Consider the following 18,676-nt stretch of genomic DNA (forward strand, 5'->3'; position numbering starts at 1 on the left):
GAAGCGTTGGTCAAAATTTCAACTCGAAAGAAAGCAAAAAACGATGAATTCGTTTATAGAATGTAAAATGAATTGTTTAAACAATGAAACCAATGTTAAAATAAAGTTTGTTAGAATTGGCATCGAGCGAAGTGATAGGAAGTATGATTATAACATCTCGAACCAATTTACAATGAAAATTTAAAAAAGGAGTTATTTTCATGTTAAATTTAGAAAATAAAACATTCGTCATTATGGGTATTGCTAATAAACGTAGTATCGGTTTTGGTGTAGCTAAAGTATTAGACAAATTAGGTGCGAATTTAGTTTTTACATATCGTAAAGAACGTAGTAAAAAAGAAATGGAAAAACTTGTTGAACAGTTAGATCAACAAACAATTAGAATGTATCAAATAGACGTACAAAAAGACGAAGATGTTATCAATGGTTTTGCAAAAATTGGAGAAGAAGTAGGTAACATTGACGGTGTTTATCATTCGATTGCTTTTGCTAACATGGAAGATTTAAGAGGTCGTTTTTCAGATACATCTCGTGATGGCTTCTTATTGGCACAAGACATTAGTTCATATTCATTAACAATTGTTGCTAGAGAAGCAAAAAAAATCATGCCTGAGGGTGGTAGTATTGTTGCTACTACTTATTTAGGTGGCGAGTATGCTGTGCAAAATTACAATGTGATGGGTGTAGCTAAAGCGAGTTTAGAAGCAAATGTACGTTATTTAGCATTAGATTTGGGTGAAGATAATATCCGTGTCAATGCGATTTCAGCTGGTCCAATTCGTACACTTAGCGCTAAAGGTGTTGGTGGTTTTAACACAATCATGAAAGAAATTGAAGAACGTGCGCCATTAAAACGTAATGTAGACCAAGAAGAAGTAGGTAAAACTGCAGCTTACTTATTGAGTGATTTTTCAAGTGGAGTTACAGGCGAAAATATCCATGTAGACAGTGGTTATCATATCGTTAAATAATTAAATATCTTTAATTATTAACATATAAAAAGACTATTCGTTTCAACAACTGAAACGAATAGTCTTTTTGTTTTATATCATTATTTCATTCTTTGACGTCACTATTGGCTTTTGCAATAATTTCTTGTCTATAACGGAATACGTTTCTGACAACGGTTTTAATGACAGCATATAATGGAACAGCTATTAAGATTAGACCGAAACCGCCAAGATTACCTGCAGCTAATATCACTACAATAATTGTTAAAGGATGAATACTAAGTGATTTACCCATTACGTTAGGTGTAATCACATTACCTTCTAATTGTTGTGCAATCAGCGTGATAATACATACCCATATAAATGTTGTAGGGCTTTGAATAATTGCAATGACTGCAGCGGGTGCAAATGCCATCCAAGGACCTAAGAACGGTATCATATTTGCTACACATGCAAACATAACGAGTAATAATGTGTAGTTAAGTCCTACAATTGAATAACCAATGTATAAGATAATTCCAAGAATGATACTTACTGTAACTTGGCCTTGAATATAGGATTTAACAGTTTCATTTAAATCTTTCAATAATTCTACAGTGAAAACTTTTCTGTCTCCTTTAAATAGTCTTGCGATGAAAGGGATAAAACGTTCATGATCTTTTAACATATAAATTAAAAAGAACGGAACCATTATCAGTAAGAAAAGTGTTGAAATAAATGATGTTAAGTAACCTAAAGAGTTAGATAAAATATCAGCAGTACTGTCGCTGATAGATTGTACCATTTTATTAATGCGATCTGTTACATCATTAGGCAATCTTTCCATTTGATCTAGAGCGAAATTAATGATGTTTTGAACTTCATGTTGTAATGCAGGTATTTGAGTTACTAAGTTTTCAATTTGTTCTGCAATTAACGGAGCTAATACCCCAATAACAATACTAATAATTATGATTAAGCCTATAAAGATTAGAGTAATGCTACCCCAGCGTGGCACATGATTCTTTTCAAGTATTTTTTGAAAAGGCAAACAAATGTAAAACAAAAAGCCACTCAATAATAATGGCAGTAACACAGATTGAAGGATAATAATGAATGGTGTGAAAATACTATGTACTTCCATAATCAATTTGATTAGTAAAAACAGGATTAATAAAGCGATACCTGTTCTAAACCATACTTTGTTAAGCATAGAATGGTTCCTCCTATAAAACTTTATTTGAATTTATAATTCAGTATATCTTAAAAAAAGATAGAACAAAAGGTAAATTTGTGAAAGTTTGTACTTAGTCGCACCGTGTGGTTGACTGCAATTTCAGGTAAGTAACAATTGTTACTTAATAATAAGTAGTACGTTATAAGATAATATAAGTATTAAATATATTAATGTTATTTATATAAAAAATTCATAACGCATTATATAAATTGTGAAAATAATAACTTATATAATGCGTTGCGCGGAACATAACATATGTGTATAATATTAAAAAATATCATTTTCTTTAATGGTATAACAAGGGGGATACGTTATGATAGAAGGTTTTTTAACTTGGCTTTATGACATAGTATGGAGCAAACCATTAGTTTATGGTTTGTTAATCACTGGTATATTGTTCTCACTATTTATGAAATTTTTCCAAGTCAGACACTTTAAAGAAATGATTCGACTTATGTTTCAAGGTGAAAAGTCACCAACTGGTATTTCAAGTTTTCAAGCAATCGCCTTATCGTTAGCAGGTCGTGTAGGTACTGGTAATATTGTAGGTGTATCGACAGCAATATTTATTGGTGGACCAGGCGCCGTATTTTGGATGTGGGCTACAGCATTTTTAGGAGCAAGTAGCGCCTTTATAGAATCGACACTAGGTCAAATATATAAACGAGAAGAGAAGGGACAATATAGAGGTGGACCAGCATTTTATATTGAATATGGTATAAAGGGGAAACTGGGCAAAGTATATGGATTGATCTTTGCAATTGTCACTGTAATTTCAGTCGGATTATTATTGCCAGGTGTTCAATCCAATGCTATATCCAGTTCTATGAAAAATGCGTTTCAATTAAATCCATGGGTTGTAGCCATATTTTTAGCAATCATTATCGGATTAATTATTTTTGGGGGAATCAAATGGATTGCTAATGCAGCGACAGCAGTTGTACCATTTATGGCAGTGTTTTATATATTAATGGCGGTTATTATCATTATACTTAATATTGAAGCGGTTCCTGCATTGTTTGCATTAATTTTCAAATCTGCATTTGGCATGCAAGCAGCATTTGGTGGGATTGTAGGTGCAATGATTGAAATAGGAGTCAAAAGAGGTCTTTATTCAAATGAGGCTGGTCAAGGTACTGGGCCACATGCAGCCGCGGCAGCAGAGGTGTCACATCCAGCAAAACAAGGTTTGGTGCAAGCGTTTTCAGTTTACGTTGATACTTTATTTGTCTGTACTGCAACCGCACTAATCATCTTGCTTTCTGGTACATATAATGTAACGGATGGTGGCAATACACCTAGTGATAAAGCGAGTTTGATTAAAGATAATGGTATCTTTGTTGAAATGTCAAATGGAGATAAAGATTATTCTGGTACAGCAATGTATGCTCAAGCAGGTATAGATAAGGCTTTACAAGGCGGAAGTTATCATTTTGATCCATCATTCTCTGGATTCGGATCTTACTTTATAGCAATTGCATTATTTTTCTTTGCTTTTACTACTATATTGGCTTATTACTATATTGCAGAAACCAATATTGCATACTTAACGAGATCTGCAAATTATAGAACTTCCTTTATATTTATCAATATAACTCGTATTGTATTGATATTAGCAACAGTTTATGGCGCAGTGAAAACGGCAGATATAGCATGGTTAATGGGAGATTTAGGTGTAGGCATGATGGCATGGCTTAATATCATAGCGATTTGGCTATTACACAAACCAGCTATAAACGCATTGAAAGATTATGAATTGCAGAAAAAGCGTTTAGGATCTGGTAGAAAAGCGATTTATAAACCAGACCCAGAAAAAGTACCCAATGCTGTTTTTTGGCTAAAAGATTATCCTGAACGCCTTAAAAAAGAGAATATTAACGATTAAAAAATAATATCTTACTTTGCTAAATAAAAAGGAGTTATTTTAAAATATTGCGTCTCTTGATACAATGTCATTAAGACTATGAGGGGGCGCATTATTTTATGGACAATTTTCAAGCAGGACGAATTAATAAAATTAATTTTTCAAGCGACATATTAGATAGAGACATCACACTTTCTATTTATTTACCTAAAGATTTCACAGAATTATTTAAATACAAGGTCGTCTTTTGTTTTGATGGTTTGGATTTTTTTAGCTTTGGTAGAATACACAGAACGTATGAAAAATTATGGGAAGCAAATGAAGTAGAAAGAGCAATCTTTGTGGGTTTTCATTATGAAGATGTTGAAAAAAGAAGAGCAGAATTTCATCCTCAAGGAGCAAAAACAGCACTAACTGTAAAATGTATGGCGAATGAAATTTTACCGTTTATAGACGCTCAATTCCCAACATATAAAGTAGGAAATGGCAGAGTTATTTTAGGTGATAGTTTAGCAGGGAGTGCAGCTTTGATCACAGCCTTATCCTATCCAAGAATTTTTAGCCAAGTAGGTCTATTGAGTCCTCAACATGATGAGGTAATACAAACATTAATTGAACGATGTCAATTTCAAGAACAATTGACGATTTGGCATACAGTTGGATTAGAAGAAAAAGACTTTGCTTTACCAACGACCGGAAAGCAAGCGGATTTTTTAACACCTAATCGCCAGTTGAAATCGATTATCGAAAATAGTGATATTACTTATCACTATGCAGAGTTTGATGGGGGACATAGATGGAAATCTTGGAAACATTTACTAGATGATTTATTAAAATATTTTTTATCAGATAATATTTCTTTTTAATTATCTGTAGGAAATTTAGTTAAAAGTAACGAATTTTTGTGAAATTTGATATAATGTAGTTATGTTAAACAAAGGAGGAATTTAAATGATTTTAGGATTAGCATTAATTCCGTCAAAAGCGTTTCAAGATGAAGTAAATGCATACCGTAAACGTTATGATGCTCACTATGCAACGATTATGCCACACATTACGATTAAAGAGCATTTTAAAATAAACGAAGGTGATCTTGACGCTGTCAAAGAGACAATCAAATCAAGAATCGAGGGAATACCACCGATTGAAGTACACGCGACAAAGGCATCAAACTTTGCGCCAATTACAAATGTAATTTATTTTAAAGTTGCCAAAACGGACAATTTAGAAAAATTATTTAATCAATTCAATAGTGGTGATTTTTATGGTCGTCCAGAACATCCATTTGTACCACATTTTACAATTGCACAAGGCTTGACTAGTCAAGAGTTCGAAGACATTTTTGGTCAATTGAACTTAGCGGGTATTGACTATAAAGAAGCAATTGAGCAACTTTCTTTAGTTTACTATGATGAAAGTGCAGAAAAATGGAAAGTATTAGAGAATTTTAATTTTGCATAATTTTTTTATATAAAATTATCATTTTAATCGATGATAATATTGAAGTTTTAAAAGCGTCGCTATCATATTTTTAGATAATTTCTAAAATGATAGCGACGCTTTTGTATGTTGAAACGTACTCATATACTTAAGTGTGATTGTGTTGTTTTTTATTTTTAATAAAATACAAGCCATAAAATATTGCTAAAAATAAGAACACTAATGCTGAAAAATAAAATGTATTATTAACAGATTTAGAGAATTCTGTAATTAAACCACCTACGAGTGGACCAATCATAGACCCGAAACCTTGAACACTATTGAACACGCCCCAAGTCTCTTCTTGTTCATCCATATGGATATGACTAGCCATAAAAGTATTCCATGCAGGTAATAAGATACCATACATTAGGCCAATAAATAATGCTAAGCCCCAGACTAGTTTAATATCTGTAATAATAGATAAAGCAAATATCATTATAGTGTATAAGACAAAACCACCAAAAATGATACTGTACATAAATAATGTTCCATTTTTATCTATAATTTTAGATAAAAATAGCATAGAAATGGCACAACCTATACCACCAATGATAATTGCTATTGTATATTCTACGGTTGAAACGCCGACAACTTTTGTCGCATATGTAGGTAATATTGGGACTAAGGCGGTGATTGAAGCACCTTGTAATAAAATACCTGGAAATAGAATGAGATGACGTTTGGTCACGTTTACAATTTGTCCTAATTGTTGCTTTACAGGTCTTGTATTGTAGTTAGTAAGCCTGATTTTAACAAAATAGTATAAAATCCATGCAATCAATACGACTAATGACATCATAAACGCAAAGCGTGTTGGGTGGAATTTAAAGATTAAGTTCATTCCAACCATCCCGACTAATAAGCCTAGTAGCCAAGAGAAATAGACATATCCCATTTGTTTACCACGGTTATTTTCATCAACACTTGCAAGCATAATGACCCAAATCGGACTCACTGCGATACCTAGTAATATCGCACTTGTGATTAATACGATTGGTGATGTAGGAAACCAAATGACTAAAAACAAACTACCAAAAGCTAATAAAAATCCAAGTGTTAAAACAAGTTTAGTACCTAAGCGTTTAAGTAAAAAACCAATGACAAAGTTTGTTGTTGCATCAGCAATAAAGTGAATAGAAATAGCGATAGATGTAACACCTACCGCAATAGAAGTTGCCGTTGGAAGTAAGGCTAAGTAACTCAATACATACATACCTCTAGCAAACTCCATTAAAAATAAAATAATCAACATAATAATAAAATTTGTGCTTGAATTGTAGTTAGTATTATTTAACGAAGAGCTTTGCATATAAAGGAACCTTTCCATAAACTTCTTCATAACGTGTCGAATGGTCTAGAAGTTCTAACAAATCTTTGCATAATTTATATGTTGAATATGGAATGCGCGATTCACTCATTGCTTCAGACATTTCCACTAGTGAAGTTGGATGATTTGTTAATGAGGCTACTTGTTGTATAGCTTCATCGGGTGAATAAGCGATTGTACCATAACCTTTTTCTTCAAAATAGAGCGCGTTTTCTAACTCTTGTCCTGGCGCAGGATCTAAGAAAATCATTGGTATTTGTCGCGTTAGTGCTTCAGAAATAGTGATGCCACCTGGTTTTGTTATCATCAATTGACTTGAAGCCATCCATTCATTCATTTGTTTTGTATAACCTAAAATCAGTACGTTATCATAATTTTTAAATTGGCTAGATAATGTGCGCTTCAAATCTTTGTTTTTACCACAAACCATGACGACTTGCGAGTGTGGACTTTTAGTCAAAATATCGCTAATCATTTGATCGAATCCTTTAGAAACACCAAAAGCACCTGCTGACATAAGGATTGTTGGTTTGTCAGGATTCAAATTATTTTGACGTAACCATGCAGATTGGTCGATATCTTGTTCGAATTTATCAGAAATTGGAATGCCTGTAACCTTTAATTGATTTCTTGGAATGCCTAATTCAGCAAATTCATCTTTTAATTCCTCAGTTGCCAAATAATATCGTTGAGAATGTGGTGTAACCCAATTCTTTTGTAATCTATAATCTGTCATAACTGTGGCAATGGGAATATTCATATCAAATTGCTCAGTTAATACAGACATCACTGGCGTAGGGAAGGTAAGTAGAATTAAATCTGGCTTTTCTTTTAGTAATAAATTAATTAATTTATTCAAACCATAATATTTGTAGAAACATTTGTCTATTTGGTCAGGTTTACTATAGTAAAAAGACTTGTACATATTTCTGAAATACTTAAAGCTATTGATATACCACTTTTTACATATAGAAGTCAAAATTGGGTGAGCTTCTAAAAATAAATCATGTTCAATGACAGTTAAATTGTCTAGATTCATTTCGTTGAATTGGTTTACTACGCTTTGAGTAACCTGTAAATGTCCGTTACCAAAAGAACCAGTAATAATCAATATTTTTTTGTTACGAGTAACCATTTTGAGTCACCCTCCAATAGTATAAATTTAGCTCATGCTAAGTTTAACGCATTTTGTTGTCATGCGAAAGAAAAAACATAATTAATAGAGAGTATATCATTTTACAAACGCATAGAAAATAATTCATACTTATTTTTAAAAATTATATCATGATAAATTTAGATTGTTCTATATTTATACCATACCACGCATGCTTTTAAAATAAGTCATCTTAAAAGAAATTAAATAAATAAAAAAGAAAATCTACATAATTAATTACATATGATTAACATTTTAAATCTAGTTTATACTTACGGTAATTATAATGTTTTTAAATAAAAACGAAAAAAATATATAATGGTAGAGAAAAGGCAAAATGCAATATTAGTTTCTATAAAATCACTTGAAAATGTGTATAATAGAAGTATTGGAAATAAAGGAGCGGTTAATGTTGAATGCAAACGAGTTGTTTAAAAAAATTAGAGTTAAACAAGTGATTGGAACATTAGATATGAATGTGAATGATATAACAACGGACTCGCGTACAGCTAAAGAAGGCAGCATATTTGTTGCTTCTAAAGGTTATACCGTCGATAGTCATAAATTTTGTCAAGATGTTGTGAATCAAGGCTGTAAAGTTATTGTGGTAAATCATGAACAACTGTTGAAAGGTGATGTAACGCAAGTTATCGTTCCTGACACGTTGCGTGTTGCTAGTTTACTCGTAAATGTATTATTTAATTATCCAAGTAAACAACTTACTACATATGGTGTTACCGGGACAAATGGCAAAACATCTATAGCAACAATGATACACCACATATATAGAAAATTAGGTAAAGGTAGTGCTTATTTAGGTACAAATGGTTTTCAAATTAACGAAGAAAAATCTAAAGGTACAAATACAACTCCTGAAACAGTTGCGTTGACGAAAAAAATTCATGAAGCTGTAGAACAACAAGCACAAGCTATGACTTTAGAAGTATCAAGCCACGGATTATCATTAGGACGCTTAAGTGGTGTTAATTTTGATGTTGCTGTGTTTTCAAATTTAACGCAAGATCATTTAGACTTTCACGGTACAATGGAAGCTTATGGTCATGCCAAATCATTATTATTCAGCCAGTTAGGTGAAGATTTATCAAAAGAAAAATATGTTGTTTTAAATCAAGATGATGAATTCTCAGAATATTTAGCTTCAGTTACACCTTACGAGGTGTTTACGTATGGCATCAAAGAACATGCACAATTTAAGGCTGAAAATATTCATGAGTCTTTACAAGGTGTAACATTTGATTTTAATACACCTGAAGGTACATTTCCTGTGAAGTCACCATATGTAGGCATTTTCAATGTCTCTAATATTATGGCAGCAATGATAGCTGTTTGGGCAAAAGGTGCTACTTTAGAAGAAATTATTCAAGCGGTAGAAAACTTAGAACCAGTTGAAGGTCGACTTGAAGTTTTAGACCCAAAATTACCAATTGATTTAATTATAGATTATGCACACACAGCAGATGGTATGGATAAACTTATAGATGCAGTGAAACCTTTTGCAAAACAGAAATTGATTTTCTTGTGTGGAATGGCTGGAGAAAGAGATATGGGGAAAACACCTAAAATGGGTCGTGTCGCTTGTAGAGCGGATTATGTTATTTTTACGCCTGACAATCCAGCAAATGATGATCCAAAAAAATTAACAAGTGAACTTGCTAAAGGCGCAACGCATAGTAATTATGTTGAATTCGAAGATCGTGCGGAAGGGATTCGTCATGCTATTGAAATTGCTAATCCTGGTGATACAGTTGTCTTGGCGTCAAAAGGGCGTGAGCCTTATCAAATTATGCCTGGTCATGTAAAAGTACCGCATCGAGATGACTTAATCGGTTTAGAAGCGGCTTATAAAAAGTTTGGCGGTGGTCCTGTTGAAAATTAAGCCTATAAGTCTGAATGGTGTAACAGTTCGTAGTTATATTTATAAAAATGATGACGCTGATGTCTTACTTATGGCAATACCAGACCTCAATTGGTCATTAGAAATTGATACTTCGTTAAATGATGATGATATCAAGGAGGAACTTGTGGTACACTTGTTTACGTTACTTGATGAGTCAACAGCAGTACAAATTGCTGATGATATTGGTCAATCGATATTTGAGAATTAAAGGAGAGAACAAATGAGTATAAAGGAAGAAGTAGAATCCAGAAAAACTTTTGCGATTATTTCACATCCTGATGCTGGGAAAACCACATTAACAGAAAAGTTACTGTTATTTGGTGGGGCAATAAGAGAAGCAGGGACCGTAAAAGGTAAAAAGAGCGGTAAGTTTGCGACAAGTGACTGGATGAAAGTTGAACAAGAACGTGGTATCTCAGTAACGAGTTCAGTGATGCAATTTGATTATGATCATTATAAAATCAACATTTTAGATACGCCAGGGCATGAAGACTTTTCCGAAGACACATATCGAACATTAATGGCAGTGGATAGTGCTGTAATGGTTATAGACTGTGCAAAAGGTATTGAACCTCAGACTTTAAAACTATTCAAAGTTTGTAAAATGAGAGGTATTCCTATTTTTACGTTTATCAATAAGTTAGATAGAGTAGGAAAAGAGCCATTTGAATTGTTAGATGAAATCGAGTCTACACTGGAAATCGAAACGTATCCTATGAATTGGCCAGTGGGTATGGGACAAAATTTCTTTGGTATCATTGATCGAGATACACATACGATTGAGCCATTTAGAGATGAACAAAATGTACTACATTTAAATGATGATTATGAACTGGAAGAAGATCATAATATTAAAAATGATAGCGCCTTTACACAAGCAATCGAAGAATTAATGTTGGTAGAAGAAGCAGGAGAAACATTTGATAATGAAGCTTTGAGAAATGGTGATTTAACACCAGTGTTCTTTGGATCAGCATTAGCGAACTTTGGTGTAGAAAATTTCTTAAATGCTTATGTTGATCATGCACCTATGCCAAGTGCACGACAAACGAAAGAAGATATTGAAGTTACACCTTACGATACGGATTTTTCAGGCTTTATTTTCAAAATTCAAGCCAATATGGATCCCAAACACAGAGATAGAATTGCTTTTATGAGGGTAGTTAGTGGCGCTTTTGAACGAGGTATGGATGTTACCTTACAAAGAACGAAAAAGAAACAGAAAATAACACGTTCGACTTCGTTTATGGCTGATGATAAAGAAACAGTTAATCACGCAGTTGCTGGAGATATCATAGGTTTGTATGACACAGGTAATTACCAAATTGGAGATACATTAGTAGGTGGCAACCAAAAATTCAGTTTCCAAGAATTACCGCAGTTTACACCAGAATTATTTATGAAAGTTTCTGCCAAAAATGTCATGAAGCAGAAGCATTTCCATAAAGGAATTGAACAATTAGTTCAAGAAGGCGCAATTCAATACTATAAAGCATTGCATACCAATCAAATTATTATTGGTGCGGTAGGTCAGTTACAATTTGAAGTATTTGAACATAGACTTAAAAATGAATATAATGTCGATGTCATCATGGAACCAGTTGGTCCAAAAATTGCAAGATGGATTGAAAATGAAGAAGATATTAAAGATAAAATGAGCTCTTCTCGTTCTATTCTTGTTAAAGATGTTTATGATAATTACGTTTTCTTATTTGAAAATGAGTTTGCAACGAGATGGTTTGAAGAAAAATTTCCAGAAATTAAATTATACAGTTTGTTATAATATGATTAATTGTGTATAATACTATATTATTAATAGAATACCTATGACTTTGTAGTCGGAGGGGAGTAACTTAACTGTTTTTAAGGAGATATATGAGATAGTAATATTTTTGTGAAATGTCTGTTTTATATATCTTTTTAACATAGTCATTTTGTCGTCATTACGAAACGTTAAACGTTTCCGGTAAAATGGGCAGAAAAATACTGTCGAGTGAGACCTTTGCTTATAAATGTTACAAACATACAAAATATATAAAGCTAAAAGTTTAATTTACTATAGGCGTGTATATGATCGAAAATGTGTGTAGCATTTACTTAGCTTAGGTCTCTATTTTTATGTAAAAAACTAAAGGAGTTGTCCTAAATGGATCCGAGTTTAATTTTACCTTATTTATGGGTTCTAGTAGTACTGGTATTTTTAGAAGGATTATTAGCAGCAGATAATGCTGTCGTAATGGCAGTCATGGTTAAACACTTGCCTCCAGAACAACGTAAAAAAGCATTGTTTTATGGACTGTTAGGTGCATTTATTTTCCGTTTTATTTCTTTATTCTTAATAAGCATCATCGCACATTTTTGGTGGATTCAAGCATTGGGTGCAATTTACCTATTATACATGTCCATTAAGAATCTTATATCATTCTTTAATGAAAAAGATCACCAAAAAGAAGATGGTACGGATGACCACCATTATGATGAGTCAGGTGAGGAAATACATGCAAGTCCAAAAGCATTTTGGGGCACAGTATTAAAAGTAGAATTTGCAGATATTGCCTTTGCGATTGACTCTATGTTAGCTGCACTTGCTATTGCAGTAACTTTACCTACTGTTGGTATACACTTTGGTGGTATGGACCTTGGACAGTTTGCAGTCATGTTCTTAGGTGGTATGCTAGGTGTAATCATCATGCGTTTTGCTGCCACTTGGTTTGTAAATCTATTGAATAAATATCCTGGTTTAGAAGGTGCTGCATTTGCAATTGTAGGCTGGGTAGGTATTAAATTAGTTATTATGGTGTTAGCGCACCCAGATATTAAAATATTACCGGAACACTTCCCACACAGTGTATTATGGCAATCTATTTTCTGGACGGTTATGATTGCACTTGTGATTATTGGTTGGTTAACTTCTGTTAAAAATAATAAAAAAGAACATAAATAATATAAATAAGTCTGAGTCATAAAAAACTATGTCTCAGGCTTTGTTTTATTTTTCATGAGATAAAGTTAGAATTTTTTAATAAAAGAGACTATAATCTGTAGTATGCTAACTTTATATGACAAAATAAAGCAGAAAAATTATATTTGATATGTCATAATAGAATTGCAATCAAAAGTAATAGGGGGGCTTATTGTGACGCAAAATAAAAAACATGTCATCCCAAAAGTAAAGTATGGACGCAAACGACGTGAGTACTTTCATAACGAGGAACGGGAACAACGTGTGCAACAAGAACGTCAAGCTAGAAAACAGCGTGAAGAAAAGGCTGAAATACTTGCTAAAAATAATGAAGAGCGTGTGAAAGAAAATTTAAGAAAAGCACGTATTGAAAAGCTTACACAAGAAGAAATTCAGCAACAACAAGCCATTGCTGCTGCGCGGAACTCAAAACATACACCAGAGAGAACAGAAAACGATGAGTCAACCTCAGCGGACAATATCAATCATCCATACAATGAAAACGAGAACATAGCGGATGAAAAAAATAATATAAATTCAAAATCATCACATGTTGAGAATGTGGATCAAAATAACAGTGCACAATCAAATGAACAACATGTCCCAGCTGAAAAACAGCAGGAAGAAAACTTTTACTCAGAGAATGCACAACAATCTAGAGTCGATGATTATTTGAGTAATGATGAACAAACATCTGTCCAAATGAAGCACCAAAAAAGTGCCAGTGAACATTCGAATCGTAACAATGAAACTAAGCATGAAAGCACAGCTAATACTTCTGATAAAGTTAAGGCTTTCTTTATTGAACATTGGGCTAAAATTTTAATTGTTGTTGCAGTTATTGTTTTACTTACACTCATACAAGCTATATTCAAAAATGTTGATGAAAATGGTACTTCAAATGATAGCGTGTTTAACGATAATCAAAATAAAGATAAAACTTATACAACAACAATGAAAAGTGCAAACAGTGCAATTCATTCAGTAGTAACTGTTGAAAATGATACAAGTGATGATAGAACTTCTGCCGAAAAAGAGACACAAGAAGCAGGTAAAGAAAATGAATTAGGTTCAGGTGTCGTCTACAAAAAAGTGGGCGACTCTATTTTTATTATGACCAACGCACATGTGGTTGGAGATAAAAAAGAACAGAAGATTACATATGGTAATGATGACTATGCGATTGGAAAAGTTGTTGGCACGGATAAGTATTCAGATATCGCCGTTGTTAAAGCTAAAGTAAAATCGGATAGTAAAGTGAAACCAATTAAAATAGGCGATTCCAGTACTTTAGTACTAGGTGAACCAATTATAGTCGTAGGAAACCCTCTAGGTGTAGATTTTAAAGGAAGTATTTCTGATGGTATTATTTCAGGTTTGAACAGACACATACCAGTGGATATCAATAAAGACGATCAATATGATGTGTTAATGAGTGCTTTCCAAATAGATGCACCTGTAAATCCGGGCAACTCAGGTGGAGCCGTGATTGATAGAAATAGTAAGTTAGTAGGTATAGCATCCTTGAAAATAGATATGGATAATGTTGAAGGTATTGCCTTTGCCATACCGGTCAATGACGCTGAAGACATTGCCAAGCAATTAGAAGATAAAGGTGAAGTTAAATATCCTAATACAGGTGTGAAGATTGCTAATATTAGTGAGGTTGATGAAGCTACCAAACAATCTATTAATTTACCAGAAGATGTTAAAAAAGGCGTGCTAGTAGGTGATGTTAAAAAAGATTCATTAGGTGAAAAATCCGGGTTGCAAAAAAATGATGTCATAGTAGAATTAGATGGTAAAGCATTAGAAGATAATCTTAGATATAGACAAATTATTTTTAATCATAAAGATGATTTAAAAACGCTACCAGCTAAAATATATAGGGATGGTAAAGAAAAGGATATTAAGATTAAACTGAAGTAACGTTGAGGTGAAGAAACGTTGTCCATTTTCAACCAATTGTTAAAAAAATCAAGTCCTCAACAAGGGATTGTAATGTATTATATCGCGGCAATTATCGTGGCATTTTTAATGCTGAACTTGCCGTTTGTCCATAAGTCCAATGTCTCTGTAGATCCAATTGATTCCTTGTTTGTTGCTGTGTCAGGTGTCAGTGTAACAGGTCTAACGCCAGTTAACATTATTGATACTTACACAACATTTGGCCAAGTGGTTATCATGCTGATACTAAATTTAGGTGGTATTGGTGTTATGGCCATTGGAACTATGCTGTGGGTTGTCTTAGGTAAACATATTGGTATGCGTGAACGCCAATTAATCATGCTTGATAATAATAAACATACGATGAGTGGTACTGTGAAATTGATTTTAGATATTGTTCGAACAATCATTATCATAGAACTTGTTGGTGCATCATTATTAGCATTTTATTTCTATAGAGATAACCCCGACATTCAATATGCAATTATGCAAGGATTATTTGTATCGGTATCAGCAACAACAAATGGTGGGCTTGATATAACTGGACAATCACTTATACCATATGCAAATGACTATTTTGTGCAAACTATTGTTATGTTTTTAATCATGTTAGGTTCAATTGGCTTTCCTGTATTGATAGAAGTGAAAGCATATATCAAAAATCGAATTCCTAATTTTAGATTTTCATTATTTGCAAAAATCACAACGGTCACTTATTTTGGTTTGTTTATTTTCGGTGTATTAATTATCCTTTTATTCGAACATAACCAAGCTTTTCAGAATATGAGTTGGCACAAATCGCTATTTTATGCATTATTCCAATCAGCTACCACAAGGAGCGCGGGGCTTCAAACTATTGATGTAAGTGGTTTTGGAGAAGGTACGAATATTGTTATGGGTATACTGATGTTTATAGGTTCATCCCCTAGTTCTGTCGGTGGGGGGATTAGAACTACGACGTTTGCGATTTTAATATTATTCCTTTTAAACTTTAGCAACCAACCTGAAAAAACGTCTATCAAAGCATTTAATCGTGAAATTCACATAACTGATGTTCAACGTTCATTTGCTGTCTTTATCATGGCTAGCATATTAACTTTTACGAGTATGATTTTTATACTGGTTGTTGAAAATGGAAAGGTTTCATTTTTACAAGCGTTTTTTGAAGTTATGTCGGCATTTGGAACTTGTGGATTATCATTAGGTATTACTGGTGATGTGAATGATATGAGTAAAGGTGTCTTGATGGTGTTGATGCTAATTGGCCGTGTTGGTTTAATCAGTTTTATTATTATGATTGGTGGACGTAGAGAACCTGATAAATTTCATTATCCTAAAGAACGCGTACAAATTGGTTGATTGTTAAATGTAAATCTGAACTGAATAGTTTATGAAACAATGGTGCCAGTACATCTAACAAATGATGTACTGGTGCTTTTAGTTTCAGGATCAAAGCGTATAGTTGGCAAATATTCACTGTTGATGATAAATGTTTATTATTATTTCAAGCTATTTTAGAAACGTGTTAGACTAATATTAATGAGGGGAGAGGCGTATGAAAAAAAGTGAAAAAATCGCAATAGACATTATCACTACTTCTGATATGCATAGTTATTTTCAAAGTGGTGAGAATAATTCCAATATTTATAGAGCAGGATCTTATGTTAAAAGTATTAGAGAAACAAATGATCACGTTATTTTATTAGACAGTGGTGGTAGTTTAGCAGGTTCGTTAGCAGCATTTTATTATGCAGTTGTAGCACCTTATAAACGTCATCCAATGATAAAATTGATGAATGCTATGCAATACGATGCAAGTGGTATTAGTCCTAATGAATTTAAGTTTGGTCTGTCATTCTTTTCAAGGGCAGTATCATTGTCTAGGTTTCCATGGTTATCGGCAAATATTGAATATAAACGTACAAAAGAACCATATTTTTCTACACCATATACAATTAAAGAAATAGAAGGTGTAAAAATCGCAATAGTGGGTTTGACTTCAGATGGGCTAATGGAGCGTGAACATTTTGAAATGGAAAATGATGTACGAATTGAAAAAACATTACGCTCTTCTAAACGTTGGATTCGATTTATTCATGAAAGCGAAATGCCAGACTTTTTAATTGTTATATACCATGGTGGACTAAATCAACTAAATAAAACCTCTAATGAGCGTGAGCAAAATGTAAATGAAGCGGAAAAAATCATGCAGACCCTAGGCGTTATTGATTTATTAATTACTGGTCATCAACATCAAACGTTTATCGGTAGAGATGATCAGACGCTTTATGTACAAGCAGGACAAAATGCTGAACAACTTATACATGTGAAGATTAACTTTAAAAAACGCACAAATTCGTATGAATTAGAAGATGTCAATTCTAAAATTGTGGATTTAAATCATTATCCAGAAGACCAAGCATTATTAGATTTGACTTTTTATGATAGAAAAACAGTTTGTAATTGGAGTGAAGAAAGCATAAACGAAAATGCTTTGTCAGCAGAGGTAAATGGTTTGAGTGATGTTATAACAAAACCTCATCCATTCACACAGTTATTACATGATAGTATTCGATTAGCCTATGATTATGATATATCTTGTGTACACTTACCAACGAGTGGTGAAGAGGGGCTCAATGGCATCATTACAAATGAAGATTTATTTAATGCCTATCCTCATCCAGATGTCCCAGTTGATTTAACAATGAAAGGTCAACAGATTCATGATATTTTAGAGTATTGCTATTCACATATAGCTTTTAGTGACGGCGCATTGAGCTTAACAATCGTAGATGAAACCTTATGTACGTTTTGGCAAGGTGTTAACTATACAATAGATATGAATGCAGAGCCATACCATCGTGTGACATTGGAAAATATTAAATTAGACCACATGTATCGTGTAAGTATGACTGATTACTGCTATAGAAACTATAAGCAATATTTAGAAGATGCTGTCATTCACGAAACGGGTGAAATTACGATGGTTGAATTAATTGCTAGAAATTTAAAAGATAATGACTACCACATCGAACAAAAACAAACATTTAATGTTATTATTTGATAAAATTTATGTGCTATAAAAATCTCTTAAAACCAAAGAAAACGCCAATTTCTATATTATTTCAATAGAAATTGGCGTTTATTTTCATTCAGAGACCTTTTATGCCCTCATCTCTTTCAAACTGTGGGGTATAAGCTGTAAAATCTTAATCTTTTTTACATCATTCATAAGCTTGTGTTTCTATTTCAATTTATCCGTGGAAAATTAATAGAATAACTACTGCAACAATTTGTGCTATGACAGTCGTAGCAATTCTACGCGTATAATAATAACTTAATGAAAGCACAATTTGAACGATGAATACAAAGAAAACAATCCACATTTTATCTAGATAGAAAAATAAAGAAGCAGAACAAATTGCTGTTATTAATACGCTTAACCACATTGGAATGTTTAATTTGAGTAGTTCTTTTTGTAATACAGTTCTCATATAAAGTTCATGACACGGTATCACAAATAATAAAGTAACTAACATTTGCCATTTAAAGTATACACCTGTTCGCGTTAACTCTTTAATCAGTGATGCGTACTGAATATCTGATGAGATAGCTGCTAAAACTAGCTGTATAATAATGAGTACGATACCCGTAATAATACCTATCCCTAGAGATGTTAATAATCTTTTTGATTCAATATCTCTTTGGTAAAATATATAACTGATACCTGCGATAAGCATGATACCAGTATAAAGGTACCAGTATTCTTGCTTTTCACCCCACATGATATATAAAATAATGTGAAATACGATGAAGCTTACAATAAACCAGATTAAAGCGTTTGAAATTCTATTCAT

15 protein-coding genes are annotated in these 18,676 nt (G+C 32.9%); 11 read left to right on the forward strand and 4 right to left on the reverse strand.

Features of this window, described 5'->3' with window-relative positions:
• The first annotated feature begins 200 nt into the window (after positions 1 to 200).
• The gene (gene fabI / locus KA814_RS12360; RefSeq protein WP_046208068.1) at positions 201 to 971 is read left to right on the forward strand and encodes an enoyl-ACP reductase FabI; all 771 of its coding nucleotides are present in this window, start codon (positions 201 to 203) and stop codon (positions 969 to 971) included.
• Positions 972 to 1,056: 85 nt separating this feature from the next.
• Here fabI and cozEa read toward each other — a convergent pair whose 3' ends face one another.
• On the reverse strand, positions 1,057 to 2,142 hold the full coding sequence (gene cozEa, locus KA814_RS12365) for a lipoteichoic acid biosynthesis protein CozEa (RefSeq protein ID WP_064209421.1): 1,086 nt from the start codon (positions 2,140 to 2,142) through the stop codon (positions 1,057 to 1,059).
• A gap of 337 nt (positions 2,143 to 2,479) precedes the next feature.
• Between cozEa and KA814_RS12370 the strand changes: the two genes are divergently transcribed.
• From KA814_RS12370 to KA814_RS12380, 3 genes are all read left to right on the forward strand, one after another.
• The gene (locus KA814_RS12370) at positions 2,480 to 4,051 is read left to right on the forward strand and encodes an alanine/glycine:cation symporter family protein (RefSeq protein ID WP_046208070.1); all 1,572 of its coding nucleotides are present in this window, start codon (positions 2,480 to 2,482) and stop codon (positions 4,049 to 4,051) included.
• 98 nt (positions 4,052 to 4,149) lie between these two features.
• Complete coding sequence (locus KA814_RS12375; protein ID WP_046208071.1) at positions 4,150 to 4,896, forward strand: esterase family protein; 747 nt, start codon at positions 4,150 to 4,152, stop codon at positions 4,894 to 4,896.
• An 85-nt stretch (positions 4,897 to 4,981) separates the two neighbouring features.
• Positions 4,982 to 5,491 (forward strand): YjcG family protein, encoded by a 510-nt coding sequence (locus tag KA814_RS12380; protein WP_019469079.1) that lies wholly within the window; start codon positions 4,982 to 4,984, stop codon positions 5,489 to 5,491.
• Between the two features lie 127 nt (positions 5,492 to 5,618).
• Here KA814_RS12380 and ltaA read toward each other — a convergent pair whose 3' ends face one another.
• Both ltaA and KA814_RS12390 read right to left on the reverse strand, forming a co-directional pair.
• Entirely contained in the window at positions 5,619 to 6,821 is a 1,203-nt protein-coding gene (gene ltaA / locus KA814_RS12385) for a lipoteichoic acid biosynthesis MFS flippase LtaA (protein ID WP_064209420.1), read from the reverse strand.
• Positions 6,799 to 7,974 (reverse strand): diglucosyl diacylglycerol synthase, encoded by a 1,176-nt coding sequence (locus tag KA814_RS12390; RefSeq protein ID WP_046208073.1) that lies wholly within the window; start codon positions 7,972 to 7,974, stop codon positions 6,799 to 6,801. Before KA814_RS12390 ends, ltaA begins: the two co-directional genes overlap by 23 nt.
• Before the next feature lie 430 nt (positions 7,975 to 8,404).
• Here KA814_RS12390 and KA814_RS12395 point away from each other — a divergent pair, with 430 nt between their 5' ends.
• The 7 genes from KA814_RS12395 (at position 8,405) to KA814_RS12425 (ending at position 17,883) form a co-directional block, all read left to right on the forward strand.
• The gene (locus KA814_RS12395; RefSeq protein ID WP_210122771.1) at positions 8,405 to 9,889 is read left to right on the forward strand and encodes a UDP-N-acetylmuramoyl-L-alanyl-D-glutamate--L-lysine ligase; all 1,485 of its coding nucleotides are present in this window, start codon (positions 8,405 to 8,407) and stop codon (positions 9,887 to 9,889) included.
• Entirely contained in the window at positions 9,870 to 10,118 is a 249-nt protein-coding gene (locus KA814_RS12400; protein WP_267888744.1) for a YueH family protein, read from the forward strand. Before KA814_RS12395 ends, KA814_RS12400 begins: the two co-directional genes overlap by 20 nt.
• A 12-nt stretch (positions 10,119 to 10,130) precedes the next feature.
• Entirely contained in the window at positions 10,131 to 11,693 is a 1,563-nt protein-coding gene (locus KA814_RS12405; RefSeq protein ID WP_046208075.1) for a peptide chain release factor 3, read from the forward strand.
• A 363-nt stretch (positions 11,694 to 12,056) separates the two neighbouring features.
• Positions 12,057 to 12,854: a TerC family protein gene (locus tag KA814_RS12410; RefSeq protein ID WP_046208076.1), complete on the forward strand. Its 798-nt coding sequence runs from the start codon at positions 12,057 to 12,059 to the stop codon at positions 12,852 to 12,854.
• Between the two features lie 192 nt (positions 12,855 to 13,046).
• The gene (locus tag KA814_RS12415) at positions 13,047 to 14,801 is read left to right on the forward strand and encodes a S1C family serine protease (RefSeq protein ID WP_107521929.1); all 1,755 of its coding nucleotides are present in this window, start codon (positions 13,047 to 13,049) and stop codon (positions 14,799 to 14,801) included.
• Positions 14,802 to 14,819: 18 nt separating this feature from the next.
• Complete coding sequence (locus KA814_RS12420) at positions 14,820 to 16,178, forward strand: TrkH family potassium uptake protein (protein ID WP_046208078.1); 1,359 nt, start codon at positions 14,820 to 14,822, stop codon at positions 16,176 to 16,178.
• A 196-nt stretch (positions 16,179 to 16,374) separates the two neighbouring features.
• Positions 16,375 to 17,883, forward strand: a complete 1,509-nt coding sequence (locus KA814_RS12425) for a bifunctional metallophosphatase/5'-nucleotidase (RefSeq protein WP_046208079.1) — start codon at positions 16,375 to 16,377, stop codon at positions 17,881 to 17,883.
• Positions 17,884 to 18,073: 190 nt separating this feature from the next.
• On the opposite strand, the gene KA814_RS12430 is transcribed toward KA814_RS12425, so the two are convergent.
• A complete protein-coding gene (locus KA814_RS12430) occupies positions 18,074 to 18,676 on the reverse strand; it encodes a CPBP family glutamic-type intramembrane protease (protein WP_046208080.1) in 603 nt (200 codons plus the stop codon).

This window comes from Staphylococcus sp. GDY8P196P (assembly GCF_017891705.1).
In the GTDB taxonomy this organism is placed as follows: Bacteria; Bacillota; Bacilli; order Staphylococcales; family Staphylococcaceae; genus Staphylococcus; species Staphylococcus ureilyticus.

Bases quoted from the DNA above. Each gene is read 5' to 3' on its own strand.
- KA814_RS12390 (WP_046208073.1), bottom strand. From the start codon at position 7,974: ATGGTTACTCGTAACAAAAAAATATTGATTATTACTGGTTCTTTTGGT.
- KA814_RS12405 (WP_046208075.1), top strand. From the start codon at position 10,131: ATGAGTATAAAGGAAGAAGTAGAATCCAGAAAAACTTTTGCGATTATT.
- ltaA (WP_064209420.1), bottom strand. From the start codon at position 6,821: ATGCAAAGCTCTTCGTTAAATAATACTAACTACAATTCAAGCACAAAT.
- KA814_RS12425 (WP_046208079.1), top strand. From the start codon at position 16,375: ATGAAAAAAAGTGAAAAAATCGCAATAGACATTATCACTACTTCTGAT.
- KA814_RS12375 (WP_046208071.1), top strand. From the start codon at position 4,150: ATGGACAATTTTCAAGCAGGACGAATTAATAAAATTAATTTTTCAAGC.
- KA814_RS12410 (WP_046208076.1), top strand. From the start codon at position 12,057: ATGGATCCGAGTTTAATTTTACCTTATTTATGGGTTCTAGTAGTACTG.
- KA814_RS12370 (WP_046208070.1), top strand. From the start codon at position 2,480: ATGATAGAAGGTTTTTTAACTTGGCTTTATGACATAGTATGGAGCAAA.
- KA814_RS12380 (WP_019469079.1), top strand. From the start codon at position 4,982: ATGATTTTAGGATTAGCATTAATTCCGTCAAAAGCGTTTCAAGATGAA.
- fabI (WP_046208068.1), top strand. From the start codon at position 201: ATGTTAAATTTAGAAAATAAAACATTCGTCATTATGGGTATTGCTAAT.
- KA814_RS12430 (WP_046208080.1), bottom strand. From the start codon at position 18,676: ATGAATAGAATTTCAAACGCTTTAATCTGGTTTATTGTAAGCTTCATC.
- cozEa (WP_064209421.1), bottom strand. From the start codon at position 2,142: ATGCTTAACAAAGTATGGTTTAGAACAGGTATCGCTTTATTAATCCTG.